The sequence below is a fragment of the uncultured Leifsonia sp. genome (assembly GCF_945957465.1).
Taxonomy (GTDB): Bacteria; Actinomycetota; Actinomycetes; order Actinomycetales; family Microbacteriaceae; genus Leifsonia.
The window spans coordinates 53,876-71,749 of the sequence record NZ_CAMFLC010000008.1 but is presented as its reverse complement, the minus strand read 5'-3'; the positions used below and the strand labels follow the sequence as shown (position 1 = coordinate 71,749).

Annotated in this window: 21 protein-coding genes and 2 tRNA genes; 11 read left to right on the top strand and 12 right to left on the bottom strand. The window is 69.2% G+C overall.

Features of this window, described 5'->3' with window-relative positions; translation table 11 throughout:
• Nucleotides 1-253: 253 nt before the first annotated feature.
• Entirely contained in the window at nt 254-1,540 is a 1,287-nt protein-coding gene (locus Q0Q23_RS06220) for an MFS transporter (RefSeq protein ID WP_295120983.1), read from the bottom strand.
• Nucleotides 1,541-1,614: 74 nt separating this feature from the next.
• Here Q0Q23_RS06220 and Q0Q23_RS06215 point away from each other — a divergent pair, with 74 nt between their 5' ends.
• Entirely contained in the window at nt 1,615-2,142 is a 528-nt protein-coding gene (locus Q0Q23_RS06215) for a transcriptional regulator (protein ID WP_295120981.1), read from the top strand.
• Nucleotides 2,143-2,226: 84 nt separating this feature from the next.
• On the opposite strand, the gene Q0Q23_RS06210 is transcribed toward Q0Q23_RS06215, so the two are convergent.
• The 3 genes from Q0Q23_RS06210 to Q0Q23_RS06200 form a co-directional block, all read right to left on the bottom strand.
• Nucleotides 2,227-2,302: transfer RNA gene (locus Q0Q23_RS06210), tRNA-His, on the bottom strand.
• 62 nt (nt 2,303-2,364) lie between these two features.
• Entirely contained in the window at nt 2,365-2,988 is a 624-nt protein-coding gene (gene orn / locus Q0Q23_RS06205) for an oligoribonuclease (protein ID WP_295120979.1), read from the bottom strand.
• A 10-nt stretch (nt 2,989-2,998) separates the two neighbouring features.
• Entirely contained in the window at nt 2,999-3,868 is an 870-nt protein-coding gene (locus tag Q0Q23_RS06200; RefSeq protein WP_295120977.1) for an SGNH/GDSL hydrolase family protein, read from the bottom strand.
• A 138-nt stretch (nt 3,869-4,006) separates the two neighbouring features.
• Between Q0Q23_RS06200 and Q0Q23_RS06195 the strand changes: the two genes are divergently transcribed.
• Complete coding sequence (locus tag Q0Q23_RS06195) at nt 4,007-4,267, top strand: thioredoxin (protein ID WP_363316240.1); 261 nt, start codon at nt 4,007-4,009, stop codon at nt 4,265-4,267.
• Nucleotides 4,268-4,305: 38 nt separating this feature from the next.
• Here Q0Q23_RS06195 and Q0Q23_RS06190 read toward each other — a convergent pair.
• The 4 genes from Q0Q23_RS06190 to Q0Q23_RS06175 form a co-directional block, all read right to left on the bottom strand.
• Nucleotides 4,306-4,381 (bottom strand) — tRNA-Arg (locus Q0Q23_RS06190).
• Nucleotides 4,382-4,420: 39 nt separating this feature from the next.
• The gene (locus Q0Q23_RS06185) at nt 4,421-4,558 is read right to left on the bottom strand and encodes a hypothetical protein (protein ID WP_295120973.1); all 138 of its coding nucleotides are present in this window, start codon (nt 4,556-4,558) and stop codon (nt 4,421-4,423) included.
• Nucleotides 4,555-5,595, bottom strand: a complete 1,041-nt coding sequence (locus tag Q0Q23_RS06180; protein ID WP_295120971.1) for an Ig-like domain-containing protein — start codon at nt 5,593-5,595, stop codon at nt 4,555-4,557. The genes Q0Q23_RS06185 and Q0Q23_RS06180 overlap by 4 nt, the downstream gene beginning before the upstream one ends.
• A 106-nt stretch (nt 5,596-5,701) precedes the next feature.
• Nucleotides 5,702-7,006: an MFS transporter gene (locus tag Q0Q23_RS06175; protein WP_363316241.1), complete on the bottom strand. Its 1,305-nt coding sequence runs from the start codon at nt 7,004-7,006 to the stop codon at nt 5,702-5,704.
• Nucleotides 7,007-7,210: 204 nt separating this feature from the next.
• Between Q0Q23_RS06175 and Q0Q23_RS06170 the strand changes: the two genes are divergently transcribed.
• A complete protein-coding gene (locus Q0Q23_RS06170; protein WP_295120969.1) occupies nt 7,211-8,065 on the top strand; it encodes a LysR substrate-binding domain-containing protein in 855 nt (284 codons plus the stop codon).
• 31 nt (nt 8,066-8,096) lie between these two features.
• Here Q0Q23_RS06170 and Q0Q23_RS06165 read toward each other — a convergent pair whose 3' ends face one another.
• Nucleotides 8,097-9,314 carry a cation:proton antiporter gene (locus Q0Q23_RS06165; protein WP_295120968.1) on the bottom strand — a complete coding sequence of 406 codons (1,218 nt, stop codon included), beginning with the start codon at nt 9,312-9,314 and terminating at the stop codon, nt 8,097-8,099.
• Nucleotides 9,315-9,389: 75 nt separating this feature from the next.
• On the opposite strand from Q0Q23_RS06165, the gene nadE reads away from it, so the two are divergent.
• On the top strand, nt 9,390-10,232 hold the full coding sequence (gene nadE / locus Q0Q23_RS06160; protein WP_295120967.1) for an ammonia-dependent NAD(+) synthetase: 843 nt from the start codon (nt 9,390-9,392) through the stop codon (nt 10,230-10,232).
• Between the two features lie 118 nt (nt 10,233-10,350).
• On the opposite strand, the gene Q0Q23_RS06155 is transcribed toward nadE, so the two are convergent.
• Nucleotides 10,351-11,100 carry a hypothetical protein gene (locus Q0Q23_RS06155; protein ID WP_295120966.1) on the bottom strand — a complete coding sequence of 250 codons (750 nt, stop codon included), beginning with the start codon at nt 11,098-11,100 and terminating at the stop codon, nt 10,351-10,353.
• A gap of 105 nt (nt 11,101-11,205) precedes the next feature.
• Between Q0Q23_RS06155 and msrA the strand changes: the two genes are divergently transcribed.
• From msrA to Q0Q23_RS06130, 5 genes are all read left to right on the top strand, one after another.
• The gene (gene msrA / locus Q0Q23_RS06150; protein ID WP_295120965.1) at nt 11,206-11,733 is read left to right on the top strand and encodes a peptide-methionine (S)-S-oxide reductase MsrA; all 528 of its coding nucleotides are present in this window, start codon (nt 11,206-11,208) and stop codon (nt 11,731-11,733) included.
• A gap of 131 nt (nt 11,734-11,864) precedes the next feature.
• Complete coding sequence (locus tag Q0Q23_RS06145; protein ID WP_295120964.1) at nt 11,865-12,263, top strand: single-stranded DNA-binding protein; 399 nt, start codon at nt 11,865-11,867, stop codon at nt 12,261-12,263.
• A gap of 10 nt (nt 12,264-12,273) precedes the next feature.
• Nucleotides 12,274-12,816: a DUF6993 domain-containing protein gene (locus Q0Q23_RS06140; RefSeq protein ID WP_295120961.1), complete on the top strand. Its 543-nt coding sequence runs from the start codon at nt 12,274-12,276 to the stop codon at nt 12,814-12,816.
• Between the two features lie 121 nt (nt 12,817-12,937).
• The gene (gene ettA / locus Q0Q23_RS06135) at nt 12,938-14,620 is read left to right on the top strand and encodes an energy-dependent translational throttle protein EttA (RefSeq protein ID WP_295120958.1); all 1,683 of its coding nucleotides are present in this window, start codon (nt 12,938-12,940) and stop codon (nt 14,618-14,620) included.
• Between the two features lie 7 nt (nt 14,621-14,627).
• Entirely contained in the window at nt 14,628-15,113 is a 486-nt protein-coding gene (locus Q0Q23_RS06130; RefSeq protein WP_295120955.1) for a thioesterase family protein, read from the top strand.
• Between the two features lie 37 nt (nt 15,114-15,150).
• On the opposite strand, the gene Q0Q23_RS06125 is transcribed toward Q0Q23_RS06130, so the two are convergent.
• Nucleotides 15,151-15,579, bottom strand: coding sequence for a ubiquinol-cytochrome c reductase iron-sulfur subunit (locus Q0Q23_RS06125; protein ID WP_295120953.1), 429 nt, complete (start codon nt 15,577-15,579; stop codon nt 15,151-15,153).
• Between the two features lie 125 nt (nt 15,580-15,704).
• Here Q0Q23_RS06125 and Q0Q23_RS06120 point away from each other — a divergent pair, with 125 nt between their 5' ends.
• Nucleotides 15,705-16,217 (top strand): sigma-70 family RNA polymerase sigma factor, encoded by a 513-nt coding sequence (locus tag Q0Q23_RS06120; RefSeq protein WP_295120950.1) that lies wholly within the window; start codon nt 15,705-15,707, stop codon nt 16,215-16,217.
• Complete coding sequence (locus Q0Q23_RS06115; protein ID WP_295120947.1) at nt 16,214-16,906, top strand: anti-sigma factor; 693 nt, start codon at nt 16,214-16,216, stop codon at nt 16,904-16,906. Before Q0Q23_RS06120 ends, Q0Q23_RS06115 begins: the two co-directional genes overlap by 4 nt.
• A 47-nt stretch (nt 16,907-16,953) precedes the next feature.
• Here Q0Q23_RS06115 and Q0Q23_RS06110 read toward each other — a convergent pair whose 3' ends face one another.
• On the bottom strand, nt 16,954-17,835 hold the full coding sequence (locus Q0Q23_RS06110; protein ID WP_295120944.1) for an acyl-CoA thioesterase II: 882 nt from the start codon (nt 17,833-17,835) through the stop codon (nt 16,954-16,956).
• Nucleotides 17,836-17,874: the final 39 nt, after the last annotated feature.

Sequence of the window (17,874 nt, the reverse complement as noted above, 5' to 3'; positions counted from 1 at the left end):
CGCTCCCGGGGGGAGAGCGGTCGGAGGGGCGGGCTGGAACCGCGCCGGGACGCACGGAAGCGCTCGTGGACCCGTGGTCCGGAGCGCGGCGTTCGACGCGGGTGTGCCGCACCAGGTGTTCGGGGGTGTCGTCCGCGGGTCGGGGGGTGGGACGCACGGCGCAGCACGGACAGCGATCATCGCCGTCGCCCAGCCACGTTAGACGCCTACTCTGGACAACTCGGGCATGATCCCTGGCAAAGTCGTGAGTGCGTCAGCCCTCGCGGGTGGCGGCACGGGTGGCGGCGCGGGTGGCGGCGTGGGCGGCGGCGTCCGATCGTTCGGCCTCCGCCTCGGCTTCGGCCATGCGCGCGTCGGTCACCCAGAACATTCCGATCACGAGACACAGCACGAGCGTGCCCATGCTGAGGAAGACGGCCGGGATTCCGAAGAGCTGTGCGATGACGCCGGCGGCCGCGGCGCCCAGCGGCATGGTGCCCCATGCCAGGAGTCGATAGGCGGAGTTCAGCCGTCCCAGGAGGTGCTGCGGGGTGACGCGCTGGCGCAGGGAGACCGTGATCACGTTCCAGATCGAGACGGTGATGCCGCCGACGAAGAACGCCGCGCCGATGACCACGGGGTTCGTCGTGAAGGCCGGCGAGGCGACCGTCAGCAGCGACCCGACGATCGTCAGGGTCAATGCGCGCGATCTCCCGAGCAGCCGCTCGGCGGGTTCGGACAGGAATGTGCCGAGGACGCTGCCGAGCGCGGACGCCGTGAGCAGCACTCCGTAGCCGGGGTCGGTCAGTCTCATCGCCGAATGCGGCCCGACCGCGTAGAGCACGAAGACGGTGAAGACCGCGCTGCTCGCGAAGTTGAAGCCGCCGACCATCACGGCGAGGGTCCGGAGCAGAGTGTTGCCGCGGAGGAAGCGCAGGCCTTCTGCGATGTCGGCGCGGATCGTCGTGGTGCGGGGGTGGTCGGTGCTGAACCGTCCGCGAACCAGGAGCAGCATCCCGATGGCTGCGACCCAGAGCAGGACCGGCGCGCCGAACGCCAGGCCGACACCGACCGCGACGAGGAAGCCGCCGAGGGGCGGCCCGACGAACTGGTTGGTGGTGAGCTCTGCCGCGTACAGTCGCCCGTTGGCGCGGGAGAGGGCGTCTTTGCCGACGAGTTGGGGCAGGATCGACTGCGACGAGGTGTCGTAGACCGTCTCGGCGACGCCGATGCAGACCCCGGCTGCGTAGAGCAGCCAGATCGTCCCGGCGCCGGCCACGGTCGCGACCGTAAGGCACGCCAGGAACGCGGCGCGTGCTGTGTTGGCCAGGAGCATGAGCCGTCGGCGGTCGAAGCGGTCGCCGAGCGCGCCGGCCAGCAGGGCGAACACCAGCCAGGGGAGGGTGAAGGCGAACGTCAGGCCCGCGATGAGTGCGGGGGAGTCGGTGTAGCGGATGGCGACCAGCGGCAGCGCGACCTTCATGACGCCGTCCGCAAGGTTGGACAGAGCGGACGATGTCCAGAGCTTCCAGTACCCGGAGCCGAGCGGTTTGCCTGTCACACCTCTCAGAATGGCACGCTGATTGAGAAAACTCAATCGATGTGGAGAAGTCAATCGACCGATAGCATGGCGCCATGTCCTCGGAGCAGTCACCCAGACGACGACCCGCGACCGCGCACGAGATCAAGGCGATGTCGCATCCCTTGCGGGTGCGCATCGTGCGCCTGTGCGGTGATCACGAGCTGACGAACAAAGAACTGGCCGACCGGCTGGGGGAAGACGCCGGAACGGTCTATTACCACGTGCGCCGACTCGTCGACGCGGGATTCCTGGAGCCGGGCGCAGTGCGATCAGGAGTCAGCGGCGCTCTGGAGAAGCCGTACCGTTCGACAGGCAAGAGCTGGTGGCTGTCCATGCCCGTGGAGGACGTCGGGTCGGGCGACGGCGTCGCGGTGGAGGCGTTCCAGCAGGAGCTCGCCGAGGCCGGCCCGGCCTCCATCGCGACGTACGCGCGGTTCTCGCTGCATCTGTCCCCGGAGGATATCGCCGAACTCGACCGGCGGATCGTCGCTGTCATCGACGAATACGTCGAAACCGATCGCGAGCGCAGCAACCTGCCCGCGCACGGCGGCATCTTCCTGCTGCACCGATCCGTCGGCTGAGTCGCCGGAACGACGAAAGGCACGCCCTGTGAGGAGCGTGCCTTTCGCCTACGGCGCTCTCGCACTACTGCGGTTGCGCACTATTGGGGTGAGTAACGGGGCTTGAACCCGCGACCTCCTGGACCACAACCAGGCGCTCTACCAGCTGAGCTATACCCACCATGTCCGTCTCGCGGAGGGGTCATCTACGATGGCCGCTCCGTTCGAGGCAACTCATCGATTCTAGTACATCCGAGCGGCCCATTTTTCCACCACGCCCGCTGCGGCTTCTTGGGTCTGCTCGGTGCTGGGCCCGGGCTCGCCGACGAATGCCGCTGCGCGGTAGTAGTCGAGCTCGCGGATGGACTCCAGGATGTCGGCCAGTGCGCGGTGGCCGCCGTTCTTCTCCGGCGCATTGAAGTAGATGCGCGGATACCAGCGGCGGGCGAGCTCCTTGATCGAGGAGACGTCGACGTTGCGGTAGTGGAGGTGGTTGTCGAGGCGCGGCATGTACTTCGCCAGGAACATCCGGTCGGTGCCGATGGTGTTTCCGGCGAGAGGGGCGGTGCGTGCGGTGGGCGCGAACTTGAGCACGTACTCCAGCACTTCGTACTCCGCTTCGGCGAGGCTCTTGCCGTGCGGGATCTCTTCGATGAGGCCGGAGGTCGTGTGCATGTCTCGCACGAAGTCGCTCATGTTCGCCAGGGCCGACGCATCGGGTTTGATGACGATGCTGAGGCCGGGGTCGAGCACGTTGAGCTCGAAGTCGGTGATCACCACGGCGATCTCGACGAGCTCGTCGACCTCGAGGTCGAGTCCGGTCATTTCACAGTCGATCCAGACCAGTCGATCCGTAGAGGCAGCCATGCCCGCCAGTCTAGTGCGGCCCTCCGACCATCCGCGGCTGGGCGGCCAGAGGCTGCGAACGCAGGGGCTGCGAACGCAGGGGTTGCGGGCGCACCGGTTGGACCTCCGGCAGCTTGGGGCTGAGACCGTCGCCGGAGGAGATGCCGCGCAGCCGCCGCGCCGCCCAGGGGATGGCATGGATGCGCAGCCAGGTGCGGAACGGCAGTTCGTCCGGTGCTGACCAGGCGACGGGTGCGTCGTGGCCGTCCGATGCGTCGGCGACCGTGGTCTCGGTGTACGGCACTCCGAGCGCGTGCGCCGCCTGCGCGGCGAGGAGCCGGTGCCCGCGTGAGCTGAGGTGCACGCGGTCGGCTCCCCACATCGCCGGGTCGCGGAACTCCCGCACGCCCCAGACGTCGAGCACGACAGCGTGGTGGTCGCGCGCGATGCTCCAGATGTTCGCGTTGAAGACCGCGGCGCGACCGCGGAAGGGCTTGAGGAAGAACGCGAACTGCGGGTCGAAGAGGTTGGCCAGGAGCACGGTCGTGCCGTGCGCGCGCAGCATCCGGACGCCGTCGGCGAGCCGCTCGGCGAGTGCGTCCGGGTCTGCGGCCGGGCTCATCAGGTCGTTGGCGCCGACGAGGACCGACACCAGGTCGGGCTTCAGGGCGAGCGCCCCGGGGACCTGCTCTCCGACCACGTCGGCGATGCGCCGGCCGCGAACCGCGAGGTTGGCGAACTCCACCGATCGGCCGGAGAGCCGGGCATCCCCGTCGAGGATGCCCGCGAGCCGGTCGGCCCAGCCCAACCATGTCCCCGGGCGTGCCGGCGCAGGATCGCAGAGCCCTTCGGTGATCGAGTCCCCGAGGGCCACGTACCGCGTAAAAGTGGTTCCGCTCACGTGGTGATTGTCGGACGGAGTGGTTGCGCGGAGGTGTCGTGGCGGGCGAGGTCGCCCGATGGTCGCCCGGAATTCGCCGGACGTACACTGGTGGTCGTGGAAGCGACACCCGCCGTTGACCGTCCCGTCACTCGGGACGTGGCATTGACTTTGTACTCCTCGGCCTTCTGCGAGCCGTGCATGCAGACCAGGGCGGTGCTCGCGGAGGCGAAGCGGCTGGTCCCCGCCCTCTCGGTGACCGAGCGGGATGTCGCGCGCGAGCCCGAACGCGCGGAGCGCGACGGGATCCGGTCGACTCCGACGGTGATCGTCCTGGGCGAGGACGGCTCCGAGGTCTTTCGCGCGGAGGGCGTCCCCACCCTGAACCAGGTACTGGTTGCGGCGGCGCGGGCGCTCTGAGGCGGCGGCGAGGCGTCTGGAGGTGCGCGGTGCGCGCGTGGTGCCCCCGGCAGGAATCGAACCTGCGACCAAGAGATTAGAAGGCTCCTGCTCTATCCGCTGAGCTACGGGGGCGCGGGCTCCACGATACCGTAGCGCTAGACGCTGGATTCGCTATACGTCCGTGGCGAGGTTCCGGGAGGTCTTGAGAGTGTTGACCTCGTAGAACCCGGCGCTGACGTCGAGCTTGTCGCCGGCGGGAGTCGATTCCAGCCGGCGGAATTCCAGGACGAGCCGGGCGCTGCTGGTCACACGCGGGCTGAGTGCAGTCGACGAGTCGGGAGTCTGCGAGACTCGCCTGGCCCACCCCAGCATCGCCCGGGACCCTTGGTGCGCCCCAGGCCGCCGGTGTACCACGTTCCGAGAGTGACGTCGGTCCATGGCGAGGACTGCAGCGAGAACGCGGTGTCCGTCCGGATCCACTTGTTGGTCGACGACGTGACGAGGTTCTCGAGCACCCGGTACTGGAACAGTCCGGCGTTCGTGCGATCCGGAAGGATGAGCCCCTGCAGGAGGATCGCGAGCGGGTTGGTGAACGTCCAGCCGATCGTGCCGTCGTACAGGACGGGCGCCGAGGGGATGTAGACGATCAGCGTCGCGGTGACCGCTTCGCTCTCGGCGATGAGCTCGCGCTCTCCGGCGTTGCTTCCCGTGATGACCGAGAGCGTGGCGGTGAAGTCTCCCGCACTGTCCGTGCGCCCGGAGATGGTGGATGCACCACCGAAGGTGGTGTCGGCGGGGGCGGTCAGGGTCACCGGGCGGTCGGAGGCGGGTCGGCCGTCCTCGGTCTTCACGGTGACGGTGTAAGCGGAAGGCGCCTCGAGGACTTCGGGACCGGCGAGGGCGACGGTGTGGTTCAGGCCGGGCTCGACGGGCGTGACAGGGGAGGCTTCGATGGGAAGCGCGAAAGTGACGGGTGCATAGCCGGGTGCGATGGCGGTGATCATGACAACCTGGGCGTCGGTCAGCGCGGTGGCGAACTCGACAGGCGTCTGACCGCCGAGACCGGGGAGGGTGGTGACCGTGTCGGGGAACGTGACTGCGCCCGCGGGTTCGGCGCTGATCGTGATGGTCACGTTGTCGGCGGGCGGGTTGAGCTGGATGACGCTGCTCTTCGGAGAACCGGCCGTGATCGCGTAGGGCACCGCCGTGATCGTGCCGAGCGACGTGGCCGTGGCCGGTGACGCGACGCTGAGCGCTATGGCGGGCGTTGCCCAGGCCGCGGCCCCGACGACGGTTCGTCGGCTGATGACGCCGGGAGTGGTGGGGTCCTCGCTCGGTTCGGCCATGATCTCGCCCCTCGGATCGGGAGGCCGCCGTCGGAGCGGCCGGAGTGAGTCCGATTATCCGAGTTGCAGAATATCAATGTCAATATCACAAGCGGGTGAAATCCCGCTAAAGCGACGCGTTCGCTTTTCCCGCCCGGTTGACGATCGCGATCACCGGGCGGCGACCGCGCAGGCCGAAACGGAGGCGCAGGCTGGCATGCCGCGCGATCATCAGGGCCACGATCACGGCTGCGACGGCGGGCACGAGGCCCGAGATCGCCATCGCGATGTGCGGGCCGAGCGTTTCCACGAGCCAGCCCATGAGTGGTCCGCCCAGCGCCTGCCCGCCGAGGAGGACGAGGATGTAGAGCGAGATCACCCGGCCGCGGATCTGCACGTTCGACGACATCTGCACCAGCGAGTTCGCCGCCGTGATGAACAGCAGGTTGCCGACGCCGATGCCGACCAGCAGCACGCTGAAAGCGATCTCGCCCGGCGCGAATCCGGCCAGAGCCTGCACGGTGCCGAGCGCGGCGGCGGTCCCCACCACCATCGAGAGCCGCACCGAGGTGCGCCGGGTGGAGGCCAGCGCTCCAGCGAGCGCCCCGGCGGCCACGAGAGCGTTGAACATCCCGTAGCCCTGAGCGCCCACGTCGTAGACGTCGTTGGCGTAGGCCGCCAGGAGCACAGGCATGTTGAAGGCGAAGACGGCGAGCACCGCGACCATCACGACTGTCCAGAAGATGACCGGCTTGCGGCGCACGTAACGCATCCCCTCGGTGAGCTGGCCTTTGCCGCGCGGGGCGGCGGGGGAGTGGTGCAGCTCGCCGCGGCGGAGGCTGAGCAGCGAGCCGACGACCGCCAGGCAGGCGACCGCGTTGATGGCGAACGACCACCCGCCTCCGACGGCTGTGATGAGGATGCCGCCCAGCGCTGGACCGATGAGGCCGCCGAGCTGGAAGATCGAGGAATTGAGGCTGATGGCGTTGCGCAGGAGTGTCGGGCCGACGAGTTCGTTGACGAAGACCTGGCGTGCGGGATTGTCGACCACGGTGACCAGGCCGAGTGCGAAGGAGATCGCGTAGACGTGCCAGACCTGTACCGCGCCGGTGAGCGTCAGCACGGCGAGCAGCGCGGCGAGGCCCGCCGCGGCGGACTGCGTGCAGACCAGCAGTCGCTGCTTGGAGTAGCGGTCGGCGATGACCCCGCCCCAGAGTCCGAAGATCAGCATCGGCGTGAATTGCATGAAGACGGTCACGCCGACGGCGGCGACGCTTCCCGAGAGCTGCAGCACCAGCCAGTCCATCGCGATGCGCTGCATCCAGACCGCGGTGTTGGCGACGAGGTTGCTGGCGGCGAAGCGCCGGTAGTTGGTCACTTTGAGTGAGATGAAGGTCTCGCGCCACGGCGGCCGGGCCGAGAGCGCCGGCATCGGGCCGGTGGGCGGGGCGGTCGGTGCGGGGACGGCTGCTGCGGGGTTCGCCACGGGGTTTCCTGCGTTCCTGGTTTCGTATGCTCGATCTGCGTGCTTCAACGCTACGGAGTCCCGCGGTATTCTTTGAGCGAATCGACCCTATAACTCCCATTGGGTTTCCGAATGACCCGGTATCGCCGGGATGCCGACCACGGAGGGCGCATGTTCGATCCCGTTCTGCTGCGGACGTTCCTCGCGATCGCCGACACGCGCTCGTTCACCCGCGCGGCGCAACGGCTGGGCATCAGTCAGCCGACGGTCAGCCAGCACGTGCGGAGGCTGGAACAGGCCGCGAAGCGTCAGCTGGTGGCCCGCGACACCCGGGAGGTCCGGCTCACCGACAACGGCGACGCCATGGCGGGTTTCGCGCGCACGATCCTCGCCGCCCACGCTGAAGCCGACAGCTATTTCAGCGGATCGGCGATGCGTGGCCGGCTGCGCTTCGGGGCGGCCGACGACCTGGCGATCACGACCCTCCCGCGCATCCTGCGGCATTTCCGCCAGCAGAACCCCCAGGTGAACCTCGAGCTCACCGTCGACCAGTCGGGTCCGCTCTATCGCCGGCTGCAGGCCGGACACCTCGATCTGATCTTCATCAAGCAGAATCCGGGCACGACGGAGGGCACCGTGGTCGCCACCGACGAGCTGGTCTGGATCGGTCAGGAGAAGACCGCGCTCGATCCGGACGCGCCCGTGCCGCTGATCGCCTACCAGGGTCCGAGCCTGAGCCGTCAGATCACGATCGAGGCCTTGGAGCAGGTCGGGCGCACCTGGCGGATCACCTGCAACACCCGGGAGGTCAACGGGGTGCTCGCTGCAGTGCGTGCCGGGCTGGGCGTCGCCGTCTTCCCGCGGTCGCTCATCCCCACCGACCTGATCAAGGTCACCAACCGGTTCGGGCTGCCGGAGCTCGGCCATGTCGACTTCACGCTCCTGTCGAATCCGGCTGCGGCGCGCGAGCCGGTCGAGGCGCTCACGACGGCGATCCTGGCGCGGGCGGTCACCCGGGTGCCCTGAGCGCGGCGGCCGCGCTCGTCGATGGTCTCGGTCAGCCTTCCAGCGGCACCCGGTCCGCATCGGGAGGCCGCACGCCTCCATCGGGGGATCGGCGCCGCAGGGTCAGGCCGACGACGGGGAAGATCAGCACGGACAGCATCCCGGCACCGACGAGCGCCGTCGCGGTGCCTGCGGTCAGGTCGTGCGCTGCGACGCCGATGCCGGTGACGGCGACGATGATCGGGAGTCCCGTGGCACTGAACAGGGTGAGGGAGGCGCGGTCGGCCATGGTCGAGCCCGGCGGCGCCGCGAACGACCCGGGCAGGCCGCGCACGACGAGCAGCAGCACCAGGAGGATGGGCAGCAGCAGGAGCGCGTGCGGGTCGGTCAGGAGCGCGTGCAGGTCGAAGGTGATCCCCGTCTCGATGAAGAACACCGGGACCAGGACTCCGAACGCCACCGCCTCCAGCTTGGTCTCGATGAGCTGGGCGTCGCGCTCGTCGGCGCCGCTCAGCAGCACGCGGCAGATCACGCCGGCGGCGAAGGCGCCGAGGAGCATGTCGAGCCCGAGCGCGAGGCTCAACCCCACGAGCGCGGCCACCACCAGGACGACGAAGCGGATCGCGAACTGGCCGCTGGTGTGCAGGGTCGCGCGCACGAGGGAATGGAAGCGCTCATGGCCGCCGCGCGCCGCGAACCAGACGGCGGCTGCGGCGATCACCGCGAAAGCGATCAGCACGAGCGCCGCCGAGAGCGGTCTGCGCCCACTCAGGAAGAGCGAGATCGCGAGCAGCGGGCCGAACTCCCCGACGGCTCCGACGGCGGTGACGGCGAGACCGAACGGAGTGCGCAGCTCTCCGGCGTCGCGCAGCATCGGCATGAGCGTTCCGAGTGCTGTCGAGCACAGGGCGATTCCGACGTAGACACCCGCGATCGGGTCGGGCGCCAGCAGCACTCCGATCAGCACGCCCGCGACGAGCGACACCAGCCACCCGAGCGACGCGCGTCGAAGCGGGCGGCCGCGTATGGCCTTGAAGTCGATCTCGTTGCCGGCCATGAAGAACAGGAACGCCAGACCGAACTGCCCGACGGCGCGGAGGGCGTCCGATGCGGGCACCCAGCCGAGCACGCTCGGTCCGACGACGATGCCGAGGACGATCTCGAAGACGACGAGCGGGATCTTCGCGACCCGGCCGACCAGGGAGGCCAGGAGGGCCGCGACGACCGCGAGCAGGGGGACGAGGACGATGGTTGCGACCTTCGGATCCATGCTGCCGATGCTAAGGGGCAGCCGGGCGCACGGGCAGTTCATCTGCACGAAATCCACTCGGGCTAGGGTGTCGTCATGCGTGATCTCCAAGCCAGAATCATCGAGGAGCTGAACGTCTCCGCGACCATCGACCCTGCAGGCGAAGTCGAGCGGAGGGTCGACTTCCTCGTGCGCTATCTCGAGGCGACCGGAGCGTCGGGCTTCGTGCTCGGAATCAGCGGCGGCCAGGACTCCTCCCTGGCGGGCCGGCTGTGCCAGCTCGCCGTCGAGCGTCTCGCGCGCGAGGGTGTCGAGGCGGAGTTCATCGCGGTGCGGTTGCCCTACGGCGTGCAGCACGACGAAGACGACGCGCAGCTGGCGCTGTCGTTCATCCGGCCGCAGAAGGCGGTGACCTTCAACATCCAGCGCGGAGTCGACGGCGTGCAGGCCGAGTTCGCCGACGCGCTGGGCGAGTCGTTGACCGACTTCAACAAGGGCAACGTCAAGGCACGGCTGCGGATGGTCGCGCAGTATGCGATCGCCGGGCAGCGTCGGCTGCTCGTCGTCGGGACCGACCACGCGGCCGAAGCCGTCACCGGCTTCTTCACCAAGTACGGCGACGGCGGCGCCGACATCCTCCCGCTGACGGGTCTGACCAAGCGCCAGGGCCGTGCGCTGCTGCAGCACCTGGATGCGCCGGCGCGGCTCTACGAGAAGGCGCCGACGGCGGACCTCCTCGATCTCGATCCGGGCCAGACGGACGAAGCCAATCTGGGCATCCAGTACGACGACATCGACGATTTCCTCGAAGGCACGGATGTGTCGGCGGAGGTCGCGGACGCGATCGAGGCCCGGTATCTCGCGACGGAGCACAAGCGCAGGGTGCCTGCGAGCCTGTTCGACGGCTGGTGGACGGAGCGCGGCGACTACACGCGCTGAGCCGGCGTCCGAGCGCGATCGACGCGCTGGGACGGCGAAGGGGCGCCGACCGGGTGGTCGGCGCCCCTTCGCTGGCTCGGTGGTGACTGTCGCCTGTTATCGCACGGCTGAGCGGATCTCAGCCGACAGGCTGGCCGAAACGAGGGCTCGGCGAGGTGTCGCCGTCTTCGCCCGACGCCGCGAAGGCCGATACCGGGAGCGGGGTCTGACCGGTCGTCGCGGTCGGATTCGTGGCGAACCGGGTCGTCGCCGGGGCGACGGGCGCCTCCTGTGCGCTGGGCGTCGCAGCAGGCGCCGGCTGCGCGTGCTGCTCGTGGTGCTGTTGCGCCACCCAGGCGTCCTGCTGGGCCATCACGGTGCGATCGGTGTCGGTCGACTCGAACCGCCAGCGCTCCAGGTCGCCCTGGAAGATGCGGCGCGCGCGGCGCGGGTTGTTCTGCCACTCGATCAGGCGGTCGCGGAACTCGGCGACGGCCGGGTCGAGCTGGTAGCCGAACGTCGCCGATGCGCGCTTCATCTCGGCGAGCTGGTGCCCCGCCCAGTTGGCCGCGATGCCGGCGCCCTTGATCGGCAGCAGCCTCACCAGGATGTCGGCCTGGCCCACGGCGCGGTCCGAGAGCACCTGCTCCGCGGGCGTGAGCGAGTTCCAGACCGAGGCCTCCGTCGCAGCGTCGACGAGCGCGGCGATCGCGCTGGCCCTCTGCTGACGGTCGGTTCGCTTGAGGAGTCCACGGAGGGCGCCGCGCGCGATCCACGCAGCGAGCAGGCCGGAGACGATGACGGCGATCGCGAGGACCGCCGCATTGAAGACCGCGGGCTGGGCGGCCGACGAGTTGAGCCAGTCGACGAAGTCATTCCACCACTGCATGCGGCGATGGTAACGGCGCGGGACGGTCCGGCCCGGCAGCGCCGCCGCTGTGTCGCGCATCCCGCGTAGCAGAATGGGGGTGACGACGATCGAAGGGATGGAGCGATGCAGACGTTCGTGCTCGCCGGAGGCTGTTTCTGGTGTCTGGACGCGGTGTACCGCGTGCTGCGCGGAGTGCAGGACGTGGTCTCGGGGTACACGGGCGGGACCACCGTCGACCCGACCTATGAGGACGTGTGCACGGGAACCACTGGCCACGCCGAGGCGGTCGCCGTGACGTTCGACCCCGAGGTCATCCCGGCGGACGTGATCCTCGACGTGTTCTTCACCCTGCACGACCCGCGCCAGCTGAACCGCCAAGGAGCCGATGTCGGCACGCAGTACCGGTCCGCGATGTTCTTCGACGGCGACGCGCAGCGGGAGCTCTTCGAGGCCGCCCGCGACCGGGCGTCCGAGTACTGGGAGGGCGGCATCGTGACGACGATCGAGCCCCTCGGGCCGTTCTATCGCGCCGAGGAGTACCACCAGGACTTCTTCGCGAAGAACCCGGGGCAGGGTTACTGCCTCGCCGTGGCTCTCCCGAAGGTGAACAAGATCCGTGCTTCGTACGCGCCGTACGTGATCGCGGCCTGACGGATTCGTAATCCTCCACAGTTCGCGCGTGTGCGGGTTCGTCCCCGGATCTGTCGCTGCGGGGGCGGCGGGAGGCCGCCGAAGTCGAGACTGGTGTCGACCTCACCGGGAGGTCGGAGACGGGGGAGACGATGGCGGATGCGGTGGCGGTGCGCGGGGTCGTGGCGACCAGACCACGGCACGTGGTCCCGGAGGTCGGCGCACCGGTCACGACGTTTCGCCTGGTCACCAGGCCCGACGGCGTCGAGGGCACGGACGGCCGGCACAACTGGTACACGGTGACGGCGACGCACCGGCTGGCGCTCAGCGCCGCGGCCTGCGTGGCGCGGGGCGATCCGGTCGTGGTCGCCGGCCGGCTGCGGGTGCGCGATTGGGAGGGTGAACCCGTCGGGGTGACCGCCGAGATCGAGGCGCAGGCGATCGGCCACGACCTCGCCTGGGGGAACAGCGTGTTCACCCGTTTCGTCGAGGAGGCTGCGCTGACGCGCCACGGCCCGTCCCGTGGAGAGCACGCAGCGGCGGGGCCCTAGGGTGGTGAGCATGAGAGCGCTGGCCCGTCCGACCGCCACACGTCGCCCGCGGAGGGTGGAGGCGTCGTCGGTCTTCCCCGCGGCGGCACTCGCCCTCGTCCTCGCGGTGTCGCTCAGCGCGTGCGGCGAGGCCGGTCCGGCCGCCACGTCGCCCGCGACGTCGAGCGCGGACGACAGCGCGACGCCCACGCCCACGCCGACACCCTCCTCCGTTGCAGCCCCGTCCCTGGTGCAGGGCGGCACGGCCGCCCAGAACCTCCCGTTCTTCGACCGCGTCAACCAGGCCACCATCGCGGCGAACCCCGGGGCGCAAGGCCGGGCGTTCATCGACGGGCTCGTGGCCGCCGGCTTCCCGAAGGCCGACATGCAGGTCACGGCCGACACCACCACCATCGGGCTGAAGGCCAATTCGATCCAGTTCTCGGTGCAGCTCGGACAGACCTGCCTCATCGGACAGTACGGCGCCGACGCCGGCGGCTATCAGAGCACGACCTCCGCCGCGCTCGCCACCGGCGGGTGCCTGATCGGCCAGACCCGACCGATCGACTGGTAGTTGCCGGTATCCTCGTACAGGGCCGCGAGCGGTCGCCCGAACCTCCGGTTCAGGCGGGCTGCCGATGAGGCCGTGGTCGAGCGAGTCCGCGCGAGTCCAGGACAGGGAGATTAGAAGAAGAGTGGCCGAATACATTTACTCGATGGTCAGGGCGCGCAAGGCGGTCGGCGACAAGGTGATCCTGGACGACGTCACGATGGCGTTCCTCCCGGGCGCCAAGATCGGTGTCGTCGGCCCGAACGGTGCGGGAAAGTCGACCATCCTGAAGATCATGGCCGGTCTCGACACCCCGTCCAACGGCGAGGCCAAGCTCACGCCCGGCTACACGGTGGGCATCCTGATGCAGGAGCCGGAGCTCGACGAGAACAAGACCGTCCTCGAGAACGTGCAGGAGGGCGTCGGCGAGATCAAGGGCAAGGTCGATCGCTTCAACGAGATCTCCGGGCTCCTGGCCGACCCCGACGCCGACTTCGACACCCTGCTCGCCGAGATGGGCACGCTGCAGGAGCAGATCGACGCCGCCGACGCCTGGGACCTCGACTCGCAGCTCGAGCAGGCGATGGACGCCCTGCGCTGCCCGCCGGGGGACTGGCCGGTCAACACCCTCTCGGGCGGTGAGAAGCGCCGTGTCGCGCTCTGCAAGCTGCTGCTGCAGAAGCCGGACCTGCTGCTGCTCGACGAGCCGACCAACCACCTCGACGCCGAGAGCGTGCTGTGGCTGGAGCAGCACCTCGCCAAGTACCACGGCGCGGTTCTCGCCGTCACCCACGACCGGTACTTCCTCGACCACGTCGCCGAGTGGATCGCCGAGGTCGACCGCGGTCACCTCTACCCCTACGAGGGCAACTACTCGACCTACCTCGAGAAGAAGCGCGAGCGCCTCGAGGTGCAGGGCAAGAAGGACGCCAAGCTGGCCAAGCGCCTGTCGGATGAGCTCGACTGGGTGCGCAGCAACGCCAAGGGCCGGCAAGCGAAATCCAAGGCGCGTCTCGCGCGATACGAAGAGATGGCGGCAGAGGCCGAGCGCACCAGGAAGCTCGACTTCGAGGAGATCCAGATCCCGCCGGGGCCCCGCCTCGGCCAGATCGTGATCGACGCGAAGAACCTGCACAAGGGCTTCGGCGACCGCGTCCTGATCGACGGTCTCAGCTTCACCCTGCCGCGCAACGGCATCGTCGGCGTGATCGGCCCGAACGGCGTCGGGAAGACGACGCTGTTCAAGACGATCGTGGGCATGGAGCCGCTCGACGGCGGTGACCTGAAGGTCGGCGAGACCGTCAAGATCTCCTATGTCGACCAGACCCGTGGGGGGATCGATCCCAACAAGAACGTGTGGGAGGTCGTCTCCGACGGGCTCGACTACATCCAGGTGGGCAAGACCGAGGTGCCGTCGCGCGCCTACGTCTCCACCTTCGGCTTCAAGGGGCCGGACCAGCAGAAGAAGTCCGGCGTGCTGTCGGGCGGTGAGCGCAACCGGCTGAACCTCGCGCTCACGCTCAAGCAGGGCGGCAACCTCCTGCTGCTCGACGAGCCGACCAACGACCTCGATGTCGAGACCCTGTCCAGTCTCGAGAACGCGCTGCTGGAGTTCCCGGGATGCGCTGTGGTGATCACCCACGACCGGTGGTTCCTCGACCGCATCGCGACGCACATCCTCGCCTACGAGGGCACCGAGGAGAATCCGTCCGACTGGTACTGGTTCGAGGGCAACTTCGAGGCGTACGAAGAGAACAAGGTGCAGCGACTCGGGCCCGACGCGGCCAAGCCGCACCGGTCGGCCTATCGCAAGCTCACGCGCGACTGAGGCCGAGATGCGACTGCACGTTCCGATCAAGCTGCGCTGGAGCGATCTCGACGCGTACGGTCATGTCAACAACGCCGAGATGCTGCGCCTCCTCGAGGAGGCGCGCATCGAGGCGTTCTGGGCACCGGACGACTCCGGTCAGGGCAGCGGCGAGGCGGTCGGCGGATCGACCGCCGTCCTCGACGGCCGGCCCGGCGCCGACACCCTCACGCTGATCGCCCGGCAGGAGATCGAGTACCTCGCACCGATCCCGTATCTGCGGCAACCGCTCGACGTGCAGTTGTGGCTCGGACGTCTCGGCGGCGCGAGCCTCGAAGTCAACTACGAGGTGTGGTCACCGGAGGGCACCGAACCGCGGACGCTGTTCTCGCGCGCCGCGACCACGATCGTCCTCGTCGACTCCACGAGTCAGCGTCCACGCCGGATCAACGACCACGAGCGCGCCGCCTGGACCCCGTATCTCGACGACCCGGTCGCCTTCAGCAAGCGCTGACGACCTTCAGGGCTGACCGTGCCCCTCGGCCGCGGAGCTACGACGTGATGGTGACGGTGCCTCCCGAGATAGACGCGTTGAGCTTCGTGAGCGGCGTGCTCGCCGGGCCCTGGAGTACATCGCCGGTCGTGCCGTCGAAGCGCGATCCGTGGCAGGGGCAGTCGAACTCCAGGCCCTGCGGCGCCACCGTGCAGCCCTGGTGTGTGCACACGGCGCTGAACGCGACCACTTCGCCGGCTTTCGGCTGCGAGACGACGACAGGAGTGGAGCCGAGCGACGCGGAGACCGCACCGCCGACCGGGATCGACGACAGCTCGACGGTGGCCGTACCGTTGCCGCCCGACCCGTCCGCGGCGCCGGACCCGCCCGGAGTGCACGCCGCAAGCAGGAGCACCCCCGCCCCTGCAGCGGACGCGCCGCCGATCTGGACGAGGGTCCGTCGGGTGAGCGGTGTGGAATCGGTCATCGGGGATCCTCCTGATCGGCTGTGCTTTCTCCTAGCGTAGGCACGAGACGGTGGACACGACGGTTCACTCATCGACTTCTGAACTTTTCCACCACCGGTTCCGTGCTTAACGTCAGGAGGTGACCATGCCGGATGAGGACGCACGTCTGCTGCGGGAGCTGCACGACCAGCACGCGCAAGCCGTGTGGCGATATGTCGTCCACCTCACCGGCGACCGGGCGATGGCCGACGATGTCGTGCAGGAGACGCTGCTGCGGGCGTGGCGCAGACCCGCGGTCCTGGACCAGACCCAGCAGTCCGCGCGCGCCTGGCTGTTCACCGTGGCGCGCAACATCGTGATCGACGACAAGCGCAGCGCGCACAGCCAGCACGAGTTCGGCACCGGCACCCTTCCGGAGCGGCCGTCGGCGGACGACAGCGCCGATGCGGTCCTCGATGCCTGGCTGGTCTCCGACGCTCTGGCCGAGCTCTCCGACGAGCACCGCGCGGTCATCGTCCACGCCTACTACGGCGGTCGGTCCATCGCGGAGATCGCGCGCGAGCTCGACATCCCGGAGGGCACGGTCAAGTCCCGGTTGCACTACGGGCTGCGCGCCATGCGGCTGTCGCTGCAGGAGCGAGGGGTGACGGAACGATGAACCACGACGAGTTCTCCACCTGGGACGCCGCGTACGTGCTCGGCTCGCTCTCGCCCGGCGAGCGCAAGCGGTTCGAGGAGCACCTGCACGCGTGCGATCGCTGCGCCACCGCTGTCGCCGAGTTGACGGGGATGCCCGGCCTGCTCGGCCGGGTGCCGCGGGAGCAGGCGTTCGCCCTCCTCGACGAGGAGGCGCCGCGCGATGCCGGGCTCGGCGCCGAAGTGCTGCCATCGCTGCTCGACCAGGCGCGACGTCGGCGCAGGCGGTCGCGTTGGCTGGTCGGCGGCCTCGCCGCGGCCGCAGCGGCGGTGCTGGTGGGCGTGCTCGCGATCGCGCTGCCCGCGGTGCTCCCGTCATCGCCTCCCGGCACGAGCGTCGCCATGGAGCAGGTGGAGCCGAGCGCGCTGTCCGCCGATCTCCGGCTGACCTCCGAGCCGTGGGGTACCCGGATCGACTCGCGCTGCTCGTACGCCAAGGTCGGCGGCGACGACGGAGGCCACACCTGGACGTACGCCATGGTGGTCACCGACCGCGCCGGGCACCAGACCCAGATCTCGACCTGGACTGCGGCCGAGGGCACGACGGTCGTACCGACCGCCACGACCAGTGTTCCGATCTCGGACATCGCCGCCATCGACATCCGGGCCGCGGTCAACGGCACGGTGCTGCTGCGGAGCAAGTTCGGTTAGCGCCGCGAGGTCGCAGCGGCGCTGCGCGCCGGCGGACCGGACCGTGCTCAGTCGCGCGACGCCGACGAGGGGACGCGGATGGTCGCCTCCTGAGCCACACTGGCGACCAGGCGGCCGTCGCGGCTGAAGATCCGGCCGAGGGAGAGCCCGCGGCCGCCGCCGGCGCTCGGCGACTCCTGAGTGTAGAGCAGCCACTCGTCGACGCGCGCCGGCCGGTGCCACCACATCGCGTGGTCGAGGCTCGCGGCCTTGAGCCCCGGGGTCGCCCAGGCCACCCCGTGCCGGCGCATCACCGACTCCATGATGGTGTAGTCGCTCGCGTAGGCGAGGGCGGCGCGGTGCAGCGCCGGGTCGTCGGGCAGCGTTCCGATGGCACGGAACCAGACGGCCTGGTGGGCGACATGGGGGCCCTCCACCGACAGGTAGACAGGCGATGGCACGTGCCGCATGTCGAACGGCCGCTGGCTCGCCCAGTACTGGGCGACCGGGTGCTCGACGTCTTCGAGTGTCGCCGCTGAACTGGGAAGCGACTCGGGGTCGGGGAGGCCCTGCGGCATCGTGACCTGGTGCTCCACGCCGTCGTCCTCGGTCTGATACGACGCGATCATCGACAGGATGGGCAGGCCGTTCTGGTAGGCCTGGGTGCGCCGGGTGGAGAACGAGCGGCCGTCGTGGATCCGGTCGACCGAGAAGGTGATCGGGAAGTTGACATCGCCGGGCCGCAGGAAGTAGCCGTGCATCGAGTGGATGCTCCGGTCGTCGTCGACCGTGCGTGTCGCCGCGACGATCGACTGGGCGAGCACCTGGCCGCCGAACACGCGGCCCAGCGGCATCCACTGGGACGGCCCGGTGAAGATGTCCTCGCTGGTGCGGGCACCGGTGTCGGTGAGGTCGAGTGCGCTGAGCAGCGACTCCAGGGGCTCTGTCACGGTGTCTCCGTCCGATGTCTCTAGTAGCTTAGAGTGCAG

Coding starts and splice junctions, on each gene's coding strand:
- Q0Q23_RS06125 (WP_295120953.1), bottom strand. CDS start 15,579: ATGACCGATTCCACACCGCTCACCCGACGGACCCTCGTCCAGATCGGC.
- Q0Q23_RS06215 (WP_295120981.1), top strand. CDS start 1,615: ATGTCCTCGGAGCAGTCACCCAGACGACGACCCGCGACCGCGCACGAG.
- Q0Q23_RS06130 (WP_295120955.1), top strand. CDS start 14,628: ATGCGACTGCACGTTCCGATCAAGCTGCGCTGGAGCGATCTCGACGCG.
- Q0Q23_RS06155 (WP_295120966.1), bottom strand. CDS start 11,100: ATGCAGTGGTGGAATGACTTCGTCGACTGGCTCAACTCGTCGGCCGCC.
- orn (WP_295120979.1), bottom strand. CDS start 2,988: ATGGCTGCCTCTACGGATCGACTGGTCTGGATCGACTGTGAAATGACC.
- Q0Q23_RS06175 (WP_363316241.1), bottom strand. CDS start 7,006: ATGCCGGCGCTCTCGGCCCGGCCGCCGTGGCGCGAGACCTTCATCTCA.
- Q0Q23_RS06180 (WP_295120971.1), bottom strand. CDS start 5,595: ATGGCCGAACCGAGCGAGGACCCCACCACTCCCGGCGTCATCAGCCGA.
- Q0Q23_RS06120 (WP_295120950.1), top strand. CDS start 15,705: ATGCCGGATGAGGACGCACGTCTGCTGCGGGAGCTGCACGACCAGCAC.
- msrA (WP_295120965.1), top strand. CDS start 11,206: ATGCAGACGTTCGTGCTCGCCGGAGGCTGTTTCTGGTGTCTGGACGCG.
- nadE (WP_295120967.1), top strand. CDS start 9,390: ATGCGTGATCTCCAAGCCAGAATCATCGAGGAGCTGAACGTCTCCGCG.
- Q0Q23_RS06115 (WP_295120947.1), top strand. CDS start 16,214: ATGAACCACGACGAGTTCTCCACCTGGGACGCCGCGTACGTGCTCGGC.
- Q0Q23_RS06165 (WP_295120968.1), bottom strand. CDS start 9,314: ATGGATCCGAAGGTCGCAACCATCGTCCTCGTCCCCCTGCTCGCGGTC.
- Q0Q23_RS06170 (WP_295120969.1), top strand. CDS start 7,211: ATGTTCGATCCCGTTCTGCTGCGGACGTTCCTCGCGATCGCCGACACG.
- Q0Q23_RS06140 (WP_295120961.1), top strand. CDS start 12,274: ATGAGAGCGCTGGCCCGTCCGACCGCCACACGTCGCCCGCGGAGGGTG.
- Q0Q23_RS06145 (WP_295120964.1), top strand. CDS start 11,865: ATGGCGGATGCGGTGGCGGTGCGCGGGGTCGTGGCGACCAGACCACGG.